This window comes from Tabrizicola aquatica (assembly GCF_002900975.1).
GTDB lineage: Bacteria > Pseudomonadota > Alphaproteobacteria > Rhodobacterales > Rhodobacteraceae > Tabrizicola > Tabrizicola aquatica.
In genome coordinates this window covers 102964-118928 of the sequence record NZ_PJON01000004.1, presented here as the reverse complement: position 1 = coordinate 118928, position 15965 = coordinate 102964, and the positions used below count along the sequence as shown (strand labels likewise).

Annotated in this window: 13 protein-coding genes; 10 read left to right on the top strand and 3 right to left on the bottom strand. The window is 66.6% G+C overall.

All coding sequences use genetic code 11. The annotated features are described in order from the left end of the window. The 9 genes from CXR42_RS15045 to CXR42_RS15005 all read left to right on the top strand — a co-directional run bounded on the left by CXR42_RS15045 (position 1) and on the right by CXR42_RS15005 (position 10461). Positions 1-846, top strand: a complete 846-nt coding sequence (locus CXR42_RS15045; protein ID WP_103258405.1) for a carbohydrate ABC transporter permease — start codon at positions 1-3, stop codon at positions 844-846. Then, positions 846-2909, top strand: a complete 2064-nt coding sequence (locus CXR42_RS15040) for an alpha-galactosidase (protein WP_103258404.1) — start codon at positions 846-848, stop codon at positions 2907-2909. The genes CXR42_RS15045 and CXR42_RS15040 overlap by 1 nt, the downstream gene beginning before the upstream one ends. Then, complete coding sequence (locus tag CXR42_RS15035) at positions 2906-3670, top strand: SDR family NAD(P)-dependent oxidoreductase (RefSeq protein WP_103258403.1); 765 nt, start codon at positions 2906-2908, stop codon at positions 3668-3670. Before CXR42_RS15040 ends, CXR42_RS15035 begins: the two co-directional genes overlap by 4 nt. After that, on the top strand, positions 3667-4572 hold the full coding sequence (locus tag CXR42_RS15030; protein ID WP_103258402.1) for a 2-dehydro-3-deoxygalactonokinase: 906 nt from the start codon (positions 3667-3669) through the stop codon (positions 4570-4572). The genes CXR42_RS15035 and CXR42_RS15030 overlap by 4 nt, the downstream gene beginning before the upstream one ends. Next, the gene (locus tag CXR42_RS15025) at positions 4569-5177 is read left to right on the top strand and encodes a 2-dehydro-3-deoxy-6-phosphogalactonate aldolase (protein ID WP_103258401.1); all 609 of its coding nucleotides are present in this window, start codon (positions 4569-4571) and stop codon (positions 5175-5177) included. The genes CXR42_RS15030 and CXR42_RS15025 overlap by 4 nt, the downstream gene beginning before the upstream one ends. After that, positions 5174-6007, top strand: coding sequence for an SMP-30/gluconolactonase/LRE family protein (locus CXR42_RS15020; protein ID WP_103258400.1), 834 nt, complete (start codon positions 5174-5176; stop codon positions 6005-6007). The genes CXR42_RS15025 and CXR42_RS15020 overlap by 4 nt, the downstream gene beginning before the upstream one ends. Beyond that, positions 6004-7905 (top strand): beta-galactosidase, encoded by a 1902-nt coding sequence (locus CXR42_RS15015; RefSeq protein ID WP_103258399.1) that lies wholly within the window; start codon positions 6004-6006, stop codon positions 7903-7905. The genes CXR42_RS15020 and CXR42_RS15015 overlap by 4 nt, the downstream gene beginning before the upstream one ends. Before the next feature lie 194 nt (positions 7906-8099). Then, positions 8100-9458, top strand: a complete 1359-nt coding sequence (locus CXR42_RS15010) for a cytochrome ubiquinol oxidase subunit I (protein WP_103258398.1) — start codon at positions 8100-8102, stop codon at positions 9456-9458. A 4-nt stretch (positions 9459-9462) separates the two neighbouring features. After that, the gene (locus CXR42_RS15005; protein ID WP_103258397.1) at positions 9463-10461 is read left to right on the top strand and encodes a cytochrome d ubiquinol oxidase subunit II; all 999 of its coding nucleotides are present in this window, start codon (positions 9463-9465) and stop codon (positions 10459-10461) included. On the opposite strand, the gene CXR42_RS15000 is transcribed toward CXR42_RS15005, so the two are convergent. Beyond that, complete coding sequence (locus CXR42_RS15000; RefSeq protein ID WP_103258396.1) at positions 10458-12065, bottom strand: alpha-glucosidase; 1608 nt, start codon at positions 12063-12065, stop codon at positions 10458-10460. The two genes, CXR42_RS15005 and CXR42_RS15000, sit on opposite strands and share 4 nt — an antisense overlap. A gap of 243 nt (positions 12066-12308) precedes the next feature. Between CXR42_RS15000 and CXR42_RS14995 the strand changes: the two genes are divergently transcribed. Beyond that, on the top strand, positions 12309-13559 hold the full coding sequence (locus CXR42_RS14995) for an MFS transporter (protein WP_103258395.1): 1251 nt from the start codon (positions 12309-12311) through the stop codon (positions 13557-13559). A gap of 82 nt (positions 13560-13641) precedes the next feature. On the opposite strand, the gene CXR42_RS14990 is transcribed toward CXR42_RS14995, so the two are convergent. Together CXR42_RS14990 and CXR42_RS14985 are read right to left on the bottom strand one after the other, a co-directional pair. Next, positions 13642-14688, bottom strand: coding sequence for a DUF4424 family protein (locus CXR42_RS14990; RefSeq protein WP_180996077.1), 1047 nt, complete (start codon positions 14686-14688; stop codon positions 13642-13644). A gap of 99 nt (positions 14689-14787) precedes the next feature. Next, positions 14788-15819, bottom strand: coding sequence for a DUF4424 family protein (locus tag CXR42_RS14985; RefSeq protein WP_103258393.1), 1032 nt, complete (start codon positions 15817-15819; stop codon positions 14788-14790). Positions 15820-15965 lie beyond the last annotated feature (146 nt).

Here is a 15965-nt window from a genome sequence, read left to right as displayed (position 1 = left end):
ATGTTCCCGCGTCCGATCCAGAAATCCTCGACCGCCGCGCAGTGGCTTTATGCCGTGGCGCTGCCCATCGCCCTGCTCGTCTGGCTGTTCCCGCTTTTAGGCGTCGCACTCACCTCGCTGCGCCCGGCGTCGGATCTGGCGCAGGGCAATTACTTCGGGATGCCCTCGGGGATTGCCTGGGAAAACTATATCTTCATCTTCACCGAAACGCCCATAGGGCAGTACATGATCAACTCACTTTGGGTGACGATCCCCACGGTGATCGGCGCGGTCAGCCTGTCGCTGATGACGGGGTTCGCACTGGCGGTCTACGGGTTCAGGGCGAACATCCTGGTGTTCTTCATGTTCGTCGCCGGGAATTTCGTCCCGTTCCAGATCCTGATGGTGCCTGTCCGCGACATGACACTGCAACTGGGGATGTACGACACCTGGTATGGCCTCGCGCTGTTCCACATCGCCTTCAACACCGGGTTCTGCACCCTTTTCATGCGGAATTTCATCAAGGCCCTGCCGTACGAGCTGATCGAGGCCGCCCGCGTCGAGGGCGTCACCGAATGGCGCATCTTCTGGTACATCGTCCTGCCCCTGATGCGCCCCGCGATTGCGGCCCTTAGCGTGCTGGTCTTTACCTTCATCTGGAATGACTTCTTCTGGGCCACGGTCCTGACGCAAGGGGTGGACAGCCAGCCGATCACCGCCGGCCTCTCCAGCCTGAACGGCCAATGGATCGCCCAGTGGCACCTGGTCAGCGCGGGGTCGATCCTGGCCGCCCTTCCCCCTGTCGCGATGTTCTTCCTGATGCAGAAGCACTTCATCGCCGGGCTTACTCTTGGAGCCGTGAAGTAATGCACTGGCGCATTGATACGCAGGGGCAGACCATCGCCCTTGCCACCGAAGGCGGGATTCCCGAGGTCATCTATTGGGGGCCGTCCCTGCCCGAGGCCGAGGATCTGGGCCAGCTTGCCCTTGCCGCGCGAAACGACATCACCGGCGGGATGCTGGACAAGCTGCCGTCGTTAAGCCTGTCGCCCGAGCCGGGGCGGGCTTTCCAGGGCCAGCCGGGCCACATGCTGGCCGAGGCGGACGGCACGCCGCTGCTGCCCGCCTTCCGTTTTGACCGGGCCGAAGCCGCGCCGGGCCGCCTGACCCTGCACAGCCGGGCCGAGGGGCTGACCCTGTCGCACCACCTGCGCGCGGAAGATACTGGGGTCATTACCCTGCAAACCACGTTGCAGTCCGACCGCCCGATCCGCGTGCAGTGGCTGGCCGCCCCCGTGTTGCCCGCGCCGCAGCAGGGCGAGATGATCGACGTCCACGGCAAATGGATCGGCGAGTTCCACCTGATCCGCACCCCCTGGGCCCCCGGCATCCGCCTGCGTGAGGCGCGGACCGGCCGCTCGGGCCACGAACATCCGCCCTATCTGATCCTGGCGGGCGAGGGCTGCACCAACACGGCCGGCGCGGCTTTGGCCTTGCATTACGCCTGGTCCGGCGGGCACCGGATGGTGGCCGAGGAATTGCCGGACGGCCGCCGTCAGGTCCAGTTCGGCCATGCCCTCGGGGCCGAGACGGAACCCGGAACCCGGTTCCAAACGGCCGAGTTGATCGTCGCCTGTTCGAGCCAGGGGCTGAACGGCCTTGGCGCCGCGTTCCAGCGCGACCTCCGCGACCGGGTGGTGCAGTGGCCCGACGCCGCGCGCCCGCGCCCGGTGCATTACAACTGTTGGGAAGCGGTCTACTTTGACCACAAGCTGGACACTCTGGCCGAAATCGCCACCCGCGCCGCCGCCTTGGGGGCAGAGCGGTTCGTGCTGGATGATGGCTGGTTCGGGCGGCGGGACGACGATACCTCCTCGCTTGGCGACTGGACGATGGACCGGCGCAAATGGCCGCAGGGGCTGCATCCGCTGATCCGGCATGTTCACTCGCTTGGCATGACGTTCGGGCTGTGGTTCGAACCCGAGATGGTGAACCCCGACTCGGACCTGTTCCGCGCGCATCCGGACTGGATGCTGGGGCCACGGGACCAGATCACCGGGCGGCAGCAGATGGTGCTGAACCTGGCACTGCCCGAGGTGCGGGAGAACCTGTTCCAGCAGGTCTCGGCCATCCTGCAGGAATATCCGATCGACTATATCAAATGGGACCACAACCGGCTGTTGCCGGTGGTCGATGCCGCCCAGACGCGGGGGATCTATGACCTGATCGACCGCCTCCGTGTGGCGCATCCGGGGGTCGAGATCGAAAGCTGCGCTTCGGGTGGCGGGCGGATCGACGCAGGCATCCTGGCGCGGACGCATCGGGTCTGGCTTTCCGACAGCAACGACGCTCTGGAACGCTTGCGCATCCAGCACGACGCGGCGCTGTTCCTGCCTGCGGCGGTGACCGGCAGCCATGTCGGGCCGCGCCATTGCCATACCTCGGGGCGCGTCCTGCCGATGGCCTTCCGCGCCTGGGTCGCGGCACAGCGGCACATGGGCTTCGAGATGGACCTGCGCGAGTTGACCGAGGACGAGGCGCTGACCCTGGGGCGTGTGACGTCCTGGTGGAAGGCGAACCGCGACTGGACCATGGCGGGCACGATCCTGCGGCTGGACAGCGACGATCCGGCGGTGACGGCCGAGATGCAGGTCTCGGCCGCGGGCGACCGCTTTGTCGTCTTTGCCGGTCAGGCGGAAACCAGCCGGCAGATCCTGCCGCGGCCCTTGCGGCTGGCGGGGCTGGAACCCGGGGCGCGCTACACGGTTACCCTGACCAACCCCGAGGACGCCCCGCGCCAGTCGCGCGGCCCCACCGCGATGAAAGCTGCCCCCTTGACGCTGACCGGCCAAGCCCTGATGACCCGCGGCATCCTGTTGCCGGTAGCCTGGCCCGCCACGATGTGGGTCGTCGAAGGACGCAAAGCATGACCGATCCCGTCTTTCCCGACCTGAAGAACCGCTCGGTGTTCATCACCGGCGGCGGCTCGGGCATCGGGGCCGCGCTGACCGAGGCGTTCCTGCGCCAGGGCGCGCGGGTGGCGTTCTGCCAACGCTCGGACGCGACGGCGTTTTGCGACCGGATGGAACAGGCGACGGGCAACCGCCCCTTGTTCCTGCCCTGCGACATCGGGGTCACCGATCAGTTGCAGCTGACGCTGGCCACGGCGGCGCAGGTGCATGGGCCGATCACCGTGCTGGTGAACAACGCCGCGAACGACCAGCGGCACGAGACGCTGAAAACCGACCAGACCTTCTGGGACTGGTCGATGGCGGTCAACCTGCGGTCCTATTTCTTTGCCTGCCAGACCGTGATCCCCGGCATGAAGCAGGCCGGCGGGGGCAGCATCATCAACTTCTCCTCGATCAGCTTCATGATGGCGGATGCGGGCTATGCTGCCTACATCACCGCCAATGCCGGGATCGTCGGCCTGACCCGCACCCTGGCGCGAGAGTTCGGGCGGGACCGCATCCGCGTCAACGCCATCGCGCCCGGCTGGGTGCTGACCGAGCGGCAGAAAGAGATGTGGGTGACCCCGGACAGCCTTGCGGCGCATCTGGCGCGGCAGTGCATCCCCGACCCGATCCAGCCGGAAGACATGGCCGGGGCGGTGCTGTTCCTGGCCTCGGGGGCGTCGCGGATGATGACCTCGCAGACGTTGATCCTGGACGGGGGGTATATCTCGGCATGACTACGAACCCCGCATGGATCGCCGTCGACTGGGGCACCTCGAACCTGCGCGCCTGGGCGATGGCGTCGGATGGCCGGGTCCTGGCCGAAGCCACCAGCGACGAGGGGATGGGCAAACTTCCGCGTGATGGGTTCGAGCCTGCGCTGCTGCGTCTGATAGGGCCGTGGCTGGGCGCGCACCCGCCCGTCGTGGCCTGCGGCATGGTCGGCAGCCGCCAGGGCTGGTGCGAGGCACCTTATCGCAGCGTCCCCTGCACCCCCTTGGACCGCGCGGCGCAGGTGATGGCGCCTACCACCGACCCGCGCCTGCGGGTGTCCATCGCGCCCGGCCTGAAACAGACCAGCCCCGCCGACGTGATGCGCGGCGAGGAAACCCAGATCGCCGGCGCGCTGCGGCTTTTGCCCGGCTATGACGGCGTTTTCTGCCTGCCCGGCACCCATTCCAAATGGGTCCACATCAGCGCGGGCGAGGTGGTCAGCTTTCAGACCTTCATGACAGGCGAGATGTTCGCGCTGCTGTCCGAGGCATCCGTCCTGCGCCACGGGATGCAGGGCGAGGGCTGGGACGATACCGCCTTTGACACCGGCGTCGGCGATGCGCTGTCGCGCCCCGAACGCCTTGGCGCGCGGCTTTTCTCGCTGCGGGCCGAGGGGCTGATCGCCGGGCTGTCGCCGCAAGCCGCCCGTGCAAGGCTGTCGGGATTGCTGATCGGTACCGAACTGGCGGCCGCGAAACCCTATTGGCTTGGCCAGCGCGTCACCCTGATCGGGGCCGAGAAACTGTCAGCCGCCTATGCCCGCGCCCTTGCCGCGCAAGGGGTCGAGGCGCAACGCCTGAACGCCACCGATTGCACCCTTGCGGGCCTTGCTTCGCTTGCCCCCCAGACCGAGGCAGCCCGATGACCCAGCACCGCAACCTGATCGCCATCCTGCGCGGGATCACCCCGGCCGAGGCCGCCGCCGCCGCCCGCGCGCTGGTCGCCGCCGGGATCACCCGGATCGAGGTTCCGCTGAACTCTCCCGACCCCTTCGCCTCGATCACCGCCATGGCTGCTGCCGTGCCGGACGCCGAGATCGGGGCCGGCACCGTCCTGACCGTCGATCAGGTGGGGCAGGTGAAAGCGGCAGGGGGCAGCCTTGTCGTCTCGCCCAACTGCGACCCGGACGTGATCATTGCCGGCCGGGCGCACGGCATGGCCTCTTGGCCGGGTGTGATGACGCCCACCGAATGTTTCGCGGCAATCAAGGCCGGGGCCACGGGGCTGAAGCTGTTCCCCGGCAGCCTGATCGGGCCCGAGGGGTTGAAGGCGATCCGCGCCGTCCTGCCGAAAGACCTGCCGGTCTATGCTGTCGGCGGGGCGGGGCCTGCCAATTTTGGCGACTGGGTCAAGGCCGGGGCCAGCGGCTTTGGCATCGGCACGGCGCTGTATACGCCGGGCCTGTCCACCGACGAAATCCACGCCCGCGCGGTCCAGATCGTCGCGGCCCATGACGCGGTATTCGCATGATCCATGACGCGCGCCCCTGTGAACTAGGCGAAGGCCCGCTGTGGCATCCCATACGTGAGGACCTGTATTGGTTCGACATCCTGAACCGGACGCTTCATTCGCAAACACGGTCCTGGACCTTCCCCGAGATCGTCTCGGCCGCCGGCTGGATCAGCCGGGATGAGCTGCTGATCGCCTCGGAATCCGGGCTGTACCGCTTTGACCTGACGACCGAGGCGCGGCAGGTGGTGGCGCTGGCGGGCTCGGCCGAGACGCGGTCGAACGACGGGCGGGCCGACCGGCAGGGCGGCTTCTGGTTCGGCACGATGGGCAAGAAGGCCGAGAAGGGCGCAGGCGCGATCTGGCGCTGGTATCGCGGCGAATTGCGCCAGCTTTTCAAGGGTGTGACCATCCCGAATTCGATCTGTTTCACGCTGGATGGGGCGGCGCATTTCTCGGACACCGCGACAGGGCAGGTAATGAAGGTCGCGCTGGATACGGCCGGCTGGCCGGTGGGCGAGCCCGAGGTCTGGCTGGACCTGGCCCGCGCCGGGTTGAACCCCGATGGAGCGGTGATCGACGCCGAGGGGCGGTTCTGGAACGCGCAATGGGGTGCGGGGCGGGTGGCCTGCTATGCCCCCGACGGCAGTTTTGTGCAGGCGGTGGAAACCCCGGATGCGCCGCAATCCTCTTGCCCGGCCTTTGGTGGCCCCGACCTTTCCACGCTATTCATCACCACCGCCCTTGAACACATGGACGCCGAGGCGCGCGCGAAGCATCCGGCCTCGGGCCAGCTTTTCGCATTCCCCGGCGTCGCCAAGGGCCTTCCCGAACCCCAGGTCATCACATGAAAAGAACGCTTGGCGTCTGCTACTACCCCGAACACTGGAACGAGGCGCAATGGGCCGAGGACGCCGCCCGGATGGCCCGTCTGGGCCTGACCTGGGTCAGGATCGGCGAATTCGCCTGGAGCCGGATGGAACCCGAGCCGGGGCGCTATGACTGGGCCTGGCTGGACCGCGCGATCGAGACCTTGGGCGCGCGCGGGCTGAAGGTCGTCCTGGGCACGCCCACGGCCACCCCGCCGCGCTGGATGATCGACCGTCACCCCGACATGCTGCCGGTGGACGCCCAGGGTCGGCAAAAGGTCTTCGGGTCACGGCGGCACTATGACTTCTCGCACCAGGGCTACCGCGCCGAATGCGCGAAGATCGTCACCGCGCTGGCGGAACGCTACGGGAAGAACCCGCATGTGGCCGCCTGGCAGACCGACAACGAATATGCCTGCAACGAGACGACGCTTTCCTATTCCGAGGCCGCGAAGACCGCGTTCCAGGATTGGCTGGCGCAGAAGTACCAGTCGCCCGACGCGCTGAACCGGGCCTGGGGCAACGTGTTCTGGTCGATGGAATACCGCGACTTCCGCGAGATCGGCCTGCCGAACCTGACGGTGTGCGAGCCGAACCCGTCCCATGTCCTGGACTTCCGCCGCTTCGCCAGTGACGAGGTGCGCGCCTTCAACAAGCTGCAGGTAGAGATCATCCGCAAGCACTCGGCCGCCCCCGTCGCGCACAACTTCATGGGCGCGATCACCGAGTTCGACCATTGGGACGTGGGCGACGACCTGGATATCGCGTCCTGGGACAGCTACCCCTTGGGCTTCCTCTCGGACCGCATCCCCGCGGATGCCGAGCACAAGCGCCGCTTCGTCCGGCAGGGCGACCCTGATTTCCAGGCCTTCCACCACGACCTTTACCGCGCCGTGGGAAAGGGCCGCTGGTGGATCATGGAACAGCAGCCCGGCCCGGTGAACTGGGCGCCCTACAACCCCGATCCCCTGCCGGGCATGGCCCGCCTCTGGGCCTGGGAGGCCTTTGCCCACGGGGCCGAGGCGGTGTGCTATTTCCGCTGGCGCCAGGCGCCCTTTGCGCAAGAGCAGATGCACGCGGGCCTTCTGCGCCCCGACAGCGCCCCCGCGCAGGCCTTTGCCGAGGCGGAACAGGTGCTGCAGGAACTGGCCGCGATGCCCGAGGTGGGGACGGCGCGGGCGGATGTGGCGCTGGTGTTCGACTATGCCTCGGACTGGGCGTGGAGCATCCAGCCGCAGGGACGCAGCTTCAGCTATTTCTGGCTGGTGTTCCATGTCTACAAGGGCCTCCGCCGGCTGGGGCTGAACGTGGATATCCTGCCTGCCGATACGGCGGACCTGTCGGGCTACAAGCTGGTGCTGGCGCCGGGGCTATTCACTCTGGCTGCGCCGTTGAAAGCCGCGCTGGCGGGGTTTGGCGGCACGGCGATCCTGGGACCGCGGACAAACTCCAAGACCGCGGATTTCGCGATCCCGGTGCCGCTGCCGCCGGCCTTGCCGGGGCTGGACGCGGTGGTGGCGCGGGTCGAAAGTCTGCCGCCCGACGTTCCCGTGCCCCTGGCCCTGGGTGGGGCGCTGGTGAACTGGCGCGAAAAGCTGGAGGGCCGGGCCGAGGTGGTCGAGACGGCCGAGGACGGCTGGCCCGCGCTGGTGGCGGTGGGCAAGCTGCACTACTTGGGCGGCTGGCCGGACGATGCGGCGCTGGCCCGCATCCTGGGCCGGGCCTGCGCCGCCGAGGGGATCGAGTGCGACCCCCTGCCCGAAGGGCTGCGCCGCCGCGACACGGCCACGCACCGTTTCCTGTTCAACTACAACCCGGTCCCGGCGGAATGGGGTGGGGTCTCGATCCCTCCGGCCGGGGTCCACTGGACGGCACGGTAAGGTGGGCGATACCGCCCACCCTACGCCCTTGCGCAAGTCCGACCGGCGGGGGCCTGGGGCACGGGCGTAGGGTGGGCAATGTGCCCACCCACCCGGCACAACTGGGACAGGCTGTCGCATAGGGCAGCCCGTCGCAGCCCCCTAACAGTCTGGCCGCGCAATCCTACCTTCGCTTTGACCCAACGGAGCGGATCATGGACACCCTGCTGCTTTCGCGTATTCAGTTCGCGGCAAACATCTCATTCCACATCCTTTTTCCCACCATTACCATCGCCCTTGGCTGGGCGCTTCTGTTCTTCAAGGTCCGGTTCAACCGCACCCGCGACCGCAAGTGGATGGACCTGTATCTGTTCTGGGTGAAGGTCTTTGCCCTGTCCTTTGCGCTGGGCGTCGTCTCGGGCATCACCATGTCCTTCCAGTTCGGCACCAACTGGCCCGGCTTCATGGAGACCGTCGGGAACGTCGCCGGGCCGCTCTTGGCCTATGAGATCATGACCGCCTTCTTCCTGGAGGCCGTGTTCCTGGGGATCATGCTGTTCGGCGCCAGCAAGGTGCCGGGCTGGCTGCACACGCTGGCCACGTTCCTGGTCGCCTTCGGCACGACGATGAGCGCGTTCTGGATCCTGGTCCTGAACAGCTGGATGCACACCCCGGCGGGCCATGAACTGCGCGATGGCGTGGTCTATGCGACCGACTGGTGGGCGATCATCTTCAATCCTTCGATGCCCTACCGGCTGGCCCACATGCTGCTGGCCAGCGGCCTGACCGTCGCTTTCCTGATCGCGGGCCTTTCCGCCTGGCGCTGGCTGCGCGGCGACCGTGAGCCAGAGGTCGCGACCGGCCTGCGCTTTGGCGTCATCCTGGGCGCGCTTCTGATCCCGGTGCAGATCCTGGCCGGCGACATGCACGGGCTGAACACGCTGGAGCATCAGCCGCAGAAGGTGGCCGCGATGGAGGGCAACTGGGAGACGGGCGGCAACGTGCCCCTCCTCCTTTTCGCCCTGCCGGACGAGGCGGCGCGGGTGAACCATTACGAGATCGGCATCCCCTCGCTGGCCTCGATCATCCTGAAGCATGACCCCGCGGGCGAGGTGCCGGGCCTTAACGACTTTGTGGCCGAGGATGGCACCGTGATGCACCCGCCCGTCGCCCCGGTGTTCTGGTCCTTCCGCATCATGGTCGGGATCGGGATGCTGATGCTGGTGGCAAGCTGGGCCGGGGCCTGGATGATGTGGCGGCGCGGGGCCGACAACCTGCCGCGTCCCTATCTTTGGGGCCTGACCGGCATGACCTTTGCCGGCTGGGGCGCGACGCTTGCCGGCTGGTACACGACCGAGATCGGCCGCCAACCCTGGCTGGTGCAGGGCGTCCTGACGGTCGAGGAGGCGGTGGGCGACATCGCGGGCGGCATGGTCCTGACGACGCTGCTGGCCTATGTCGCGATCTACCTTGCGCTTCTGGCCGCCTATATCGCCGTCCTGTTCCACCTGGCGCGGAAGGGCGGGCGCATCGCTGCACCCCTTGCCGCCCCCGTCATCCAGCCGGCGGAGTAGCGCGATGTTCGACCCTGTTGCGTTGCCCCTGATCTTTGCCGGCCTTCTGGGCCTGTCGATCCTGCTTTATGTCGTGCTTGACGGCTTTGACCTGGGGGTGGGCCTTCTCTTCCCCTTTTCGGACGAGGCCGAGCGGGACCGCATGGTCGCTTCGATCGGTCCGTTCTGGGACGCGAACGAGACCTGGCTGGTGCTGGCCATCGGCATCCTGCTTGTCGCCTTTCCCACCGCGCATGGCGATATCCTGACCGCGCTGTATCTGCCGGTCGCAGTGATGCTGATCGGGTTGATCCTGCGGGGCGTGGCGTTCGAGTTCCGGGCCAAGGCGCCCATCGGGCACAAGCGGCCCTGGGACCTGGCCTTCTGGTCTGGCAGCCTGATGACCGCGTTGGCGCAGGGTTTCATGCTGGGCATGTACATCATGGGGCTGCAATGGAGCTGGGCCACGGTGGCTTTCGCGACCCTCTGCGCGGTGGCCCTGGCGGTGGCTTACAGTTTCATCGGCGCGGCCTGGGTGATTCTGAAAACCGACGGCGACTTGCAGAAAAAGGCAGTCGGCTGGGCCAGGGGCGGGATCTGGGGCGTGGTTCTGGGGATGGGCGCGGTGTCCATCGCCACGCCGCTGGTCAGCGAGCGGATCTTCGACAAATGGTTCCGCTTCCCCGAGATCGTGACGCTTGCGCCCCTGCCCTTGATGTCGGGCCTGCTGGTCGCGCTCTTGTGGCTGGCGCTGCGGCGGCTGCCCACGGCGAACGACAGTTTCGCCTGGTTCCCCTTTGTCGGCGCGGTGGTGCTGATGGTGCTGGGTTTCTTCGGGATGGCTTACAGCTTCTACCCCTATATCGTGCCGGAACAGCTGACGATCTGGCAAGCCGCCGCCGCGACGGAAAGCCTGGCGATCATCCTGGTCGGCACGCTGGTCGTGCTGCCGATGATCCTGGGTTATACCGTTCTGGCCTATGTGATCTTCCGGGGAAAGGCCACGAAACTGAGCTACGACTAGTCGCGCACGGCCACATCGCCGGTGACGGAAAGGAAGGCGGCGGCATTCGGCCCCAGGGTCAGGCGGTCGCCTTCCAGCACGGCGTTGAACGAGACCGGGTCCAGTGCCTCGGCCCCGTGCAGGGCAACCGACAGCGCAACGGGCGAGAGGTTGAACAGGCACAGGACCGCGCCCGCGCCCTCGCCCCGGACAAAGCCCAGGATCGGGTCGTGCAGGTCCAGAAACCGGGTGTGGCCGGTGCGCAGGGCGGGGGTGGCGCGGCGGAAGGCCAGCATGGCGCGGTAATGCTCCAGCACCGATCCGGGCACCCCGGTCTGCCCCGCGACATGACGGGCGGCCTGCTCGGGTTTGACCGGCAGCCAGGGCTTGCCGGTCGTGAAACCGCCATGCGGCGCGGCGTCCCAGACCATCGGCGTGCGGGTGTTGTCGCGGCCCACGGGTTCCGGCCAGAAGGCGATGCCCTGCGGATCGGTCAGCTCCTCAAACACCAAGGGCGTGTCGGTCTGGCCCAACTCCTCGCCCTGCCAGAGGCAGATCGAGCCTTCGAAGGACAACAGCAGCGAGCCGGCCTGTTTCGCCAGCGACTCAAGCGTGTCGCCATGTTTCGCCCAGCGGGTGACATGGCGCGGCACGTCGTGGTTGGAAAAGGCCCACATCGGCCAGCCGCCACCGCCGGCGAAGAACTCGCCCAGCTTGCGGCGGAAGAAGGCGGGGGAATAGTCGTAGCCCATCAACTCGAAGCTGTAGCACTGGTGCAGCCGACCGGGGGCGGTGTAGTCGCCCATCATGCGGATCGCGTGGTGGCTTTCGCCCATCTCGCCCACGCTGGCCGCGCCGTATTCGTCCAGAAGGCCGCGCACCCGTTCCAGCCACAGCAGCGTCTGGGGCTGGTTCTTGTCGAACAGGTGATACTGCATGCCGTAGGGGTTGGCCTCGACCTCGTTCTTGACGCGGTAGTCGGACGGATTGTCGCGGAACTTGGGATCGTGGAAGAAATAGTTGACCGTATCGAAGCGGAAGCCGTCCACCCCCCGGTCCAGCCAGAAGCGCAGATTGGCCAGCGCCCAGTCCTGAACCTCGGGGTTGTGATAGTTCAGGTCGGGCTGGCTGGTCAGGAAGTTGTGCAGGTAATACTGCTTGCGCCGCGCGTCCCAGGCCCAGGCTGTGCCGCCAAAGACCGACAGCCAGTTCGACGGCGGCGCGCCGTCGTGGCGGGCGTCGGCCCAGACATACCAGTCGGCCTTGGGGTTAAGCCGGTTCTGCCGGCTTTCGACAAAGGCCGGATGCTGGTCCGAGGTGTGGCTCAGGACCTGGTCGATGATGACCTTCAGCCCCAACTCATGCGCGCGGGCGACAAGGGCGTCGAAATCGGCCAGCGTGCCGAATACCGGGTCCACGTCCTGGTAGTCGCTGACGTCATAGCCCATGTCCTTCATCGGGCTGCGGAAGAAGGGCGAGAGCCAGACCGCATCCACGCCAAGACCCGCCAGATGCTCCAGCCGCCGGGTGATGCCGGGCAGGTCGCCGATCCCGTCGCCGTCCGTATCCTGAAACGACCGGGGATAGACCTGATAGGTCACCGCTCCACGCCACCAGTCCTGCATCCCCGCCTCCGCTTGTCGCGGGCGTAGGGTGGGCGATACGCCCACCTTACCCCCGTGCTTTGCCCTTAGCGTCAGGCCGCTTGCCGCAAAAGGCCCGGACCCCGCGAATCCCCGGCTTGCGGCACATCCGCCACGTCACGGCGGGCCGGTTGCGCAAATCGTGATCGTATCCATCACAATTCTCCATTTGACGCCGCCCGCGCACGGACGCACCTTCCGCCCCCCGGAGCCCGGAGCGCGCCCATGACCACCGTCCCCTCGATCAAGGCCCCCCTGATCACCCCCGTCCTGATTGCCGGCTGCGTGATCCTGATGATCTCATTCGCGATCCGGGCCAGCTTTGGCGTGTTCCAGATCCCCATCGCGACCGAGTTCGGCTGGATGCGGGCCGATTTCTCGCTGGCCATCGCGATCCAGAACCTGGCCTGGGGCATCGGCCAGCCGATCTTTGGCGCGCTGGCGGAACGCTTCGGCGACCGCAAGGCGATCATCTGGGGCGCGATCCTCTATGCGGCGGGGCTGGTGATCTCGGCCTATGCCGTCACGCCGGGTCAGCACCAGCTGTTGGCGATCATGGTCGGCTTCGGCATCGCCGGCACCGGCTTTGGCGTCATCCTGGCCATCGTCGGCCGCGCCGCCAGCCCGGAGAACCGTTCCATGGCGCTTGGCATCGCCACCGCCGCCGGGTCCGCCGGCCAGGTGATCGGCGCGCCGACGGCGGAACTTCTGCTGCAATCCTACAGCTGGCAGATCGTGTTCATCATCTTCGCTGGCGTGATCCTTGCCACGCTTGCCGCCCTGCCGTTCCTGCGCAGCCCGCAGATGGCGACGAAGCAAGAGCTGGAGGAAAGCCTGGGCACCGTCCTGGTCCGCGCCTTCAAGGACCCGTCCTATATGCTGATCTTCCTGGGCTTCTTCTCCTGCGGCTATCAGCTGGCCTTCATCACCGCCCATTTCCCCGCCTTCGTGACCGAGCTTTGCTCGCCCATCGACGCCGGGTCCATGCTGGCCGGGATCGGAGTCACCTCGACCTCGATCCTGGGGGCGGTGGCGATTGCGGTGATCGGGCTGTTCAACATCGTCGGCACCCTGACAGCGGGCTATCTGGGCAAGCGCTACACCAAGAAATACCTGCTGTTCTGGATCTACGTCGGCCGCACCATCGCCGCAGCCGCCTTCATCCTGATGCCGATCACGCCGACCAGCGTGCTGATCTTTTCGGCCGTGATGGGGTCCCTGTGGCTGGCCACGGTTCCACTGACCAGCGGATTGGTCGCGCATATCTACGGCATACGCTACATGGGGACGCTGTATGGCGTGGTGTTCCTCAGCCACCAGATCGGCGGCTTCCTGGGCGTCTGGCTGGGTGGGCGGATGTATGACCTGAACGGCGATTACACGCTGGTCTGGTGGATCGGCATCGGTGTGGGCGCGTTCAGCGCCATCGTCCACCTGCCGATCCGCGAACGCCCGATGGTCGCGCAGGCGGTCTGAACCATCGGCTCGTCGAGAACTTCGTGCACTCCTCGCCCGCCGCAGTACGAGGAGTGCATGAAATGCTCGACGAGCGAGGCACCTAGTCCTTCGGCATCGGCTGGACGATCAGCACCTCAAGATCGCGGTCCGGTGTGTAATTGGTCTTTTCGACCACGAAGGTCGTCGGCCCGGTCTTCTTGACCCCCTCGGCACAAAGCGAGATCACATTCCCCGGATCGCCCTTGTCCAGCGTCAGGGTGAACGTGCCGATCGGCCCGGCCCAGCTGTTCGCCGTCCGCAGGACGTAGGACAGGTAATAGGCGGTCCCATAATTCCCGAACTCGTCCCCGTCCGGGTTCTGCAGCACCTTCGCAATCGCCTTCGAGGTGCCTGCGTCGATGCAGTACTGGTCGGTCAGGGTGGCCTGATAGTCTTCCGGCGGGTCGGACCAGTAGAACAGGCCGCCGGGCGGGCGGTTGGTGTAGCTGTGGCTGACTGCCAGCGTCTTGCCTGCCGGGAAGGTCTGGGTCCAATGGTATCGGGTGACGATGGCCCAGCTGCCCCAGACATCGGGCGGAATGTCCTGGGCCGCGTCGCCCTCGTAATACTCGGCCAGCCCCAGGGCGGTGACCTCTGCCCGCTTTTCGGGCGGCAAAGCCAGCAGTATTTCACGCACCGCCATATAGTCCAGCGTCAGGGGAATCCCCAGCCGTTCAAGGTCTGCCGTCACGTCGCGGCCGGGGTTGTCGTATTGCTTCGACGGCGGATTGGGCTGGTCCCAGCCTTCCTCGACCACGGCGATCCGGTCGATGGTCACCTGCACCGGCTGGCCGTCCACCGTGGCGGTGAAATCCACCAGATCCGGTTGGGTCAGATCCTCGGGCAGGTTCATCATCGCTTCATAGCCCGACCAGACGCCGATGGGCGGCAGGGGAAAGATCACCTCGCCGGTGACGTCCTGGTCGGTCAGGTTGCGAAAGACGTAATCGACGCTGATCCGGTCCAGGCCGATGAACAGCCGCTCTTCCTCCATCGCCACGGCGTCGGTCTGGCCGAAGGTCAGGCCGGTGGCGGACAAGCCGCCGAAGCCGTCATTGGCAAGGAGCGGGGTGGAAATCGCGATCAGGGCTATCGGCAAACAGCGCATGGCATCCTCCGGCACCGCAGATGGACGCATCTGACTTGCAGATCCGGCCCTTGGCAAGTGGGGTAGCCGACCCCGTGCCAGCAGAGGCCCCGATGCGGATCATCGCGGCGTTTCCCGTTTCACGAAGGCGATCTCCAGGTCGCGGTCGGGCCGGAAGTCGGTCCTTTCCCAAAGCTGCGTCATCGGCCCGGTCTGGATCATGCCGTCCAGGCAAGCGAAGGCGAAAGCCGAGGGGTCCGTCGTGTCGATCGTCAGGCGGAAGCGGCCGATCGGCCCGGCCCAGCTTTTGGCCGTAAGCAGGATGAACCGGGAAAAGCTGACGCTCCACACCTGGCCGGAATCGGACCTCACGGTTGACGCGACCCTGGCAAACGCCGTGTCATCGACGCAGTATCGCGCCGCATCGGCCGAGTGCAGCGAGGCAGGCAAGGACGCGGCGTCGAACAGCATCCCGTCCATCAGGTTCCGGTACGAGATCGAAATCCGCACGTCCTGTCCGGCCGGAAAGGTCTGCGTCCAGTGATGCCGGATCGACAGCGACCACAGGTTGCGCGGGTATCCCCGGCCATAGTTCTGGTCGGCCGCGTCAAGCAGACCCAGCGCCACCGCCTCGCGCACCGCCCCTTCGGAAAGCGCAAGGATTGCAGGTTTCAGCACGTCCTTGTCGACCGAAACCGGAAGCCCAAGCCGTTGCAAATGGGCCGTCACATCCCGGCCCAGAGAATAGGGGGGATCGGTCTGGCGGAGGATCGTCGGCGGGCCCCTGGATGGCAGCACGGCTGCAAGCTGGACTGCGGCCAGCGTTTCCTGACCATTCACTGTCAAGGAGAAGGCAACAAGCTGCTCTGGCGGCGGCAGCCCGTCGCTGAACCGCGGCCATCGGATCCAGTCCATGTCCTCGATGGCAGGCAAAGGAAAGATGACCTCGCCCGTGACGTCGGCTGCGGTCAGGTTTCGGAAAAGGTAGTCGACCGTGATCCGGTCGGGGTCGATGCGAAGGTCTTGCTCGATCAGGGCGACAGCTTCGGTCTGGTCGAACTGAAGGCCGGTCGATGTCAGACCGCCGAAGATCGGATCGGGGCACGCCGGCGTGGCATAAGACAGGACAGCAAGAAGCAGGGGCAGGCGCATGTGACCCTCGGGTCTGGCCAGACCATCTGATGCCTGTTGCGGGCGGTCTGCAAGTCGGAACGCAACGCGGTTCGTCCATTTTTTGGGCAGATTCTGCCTTGCCTCTGCCGCCCGGCCTTGCCACAACCGGCCAACCCCCGAAAGGT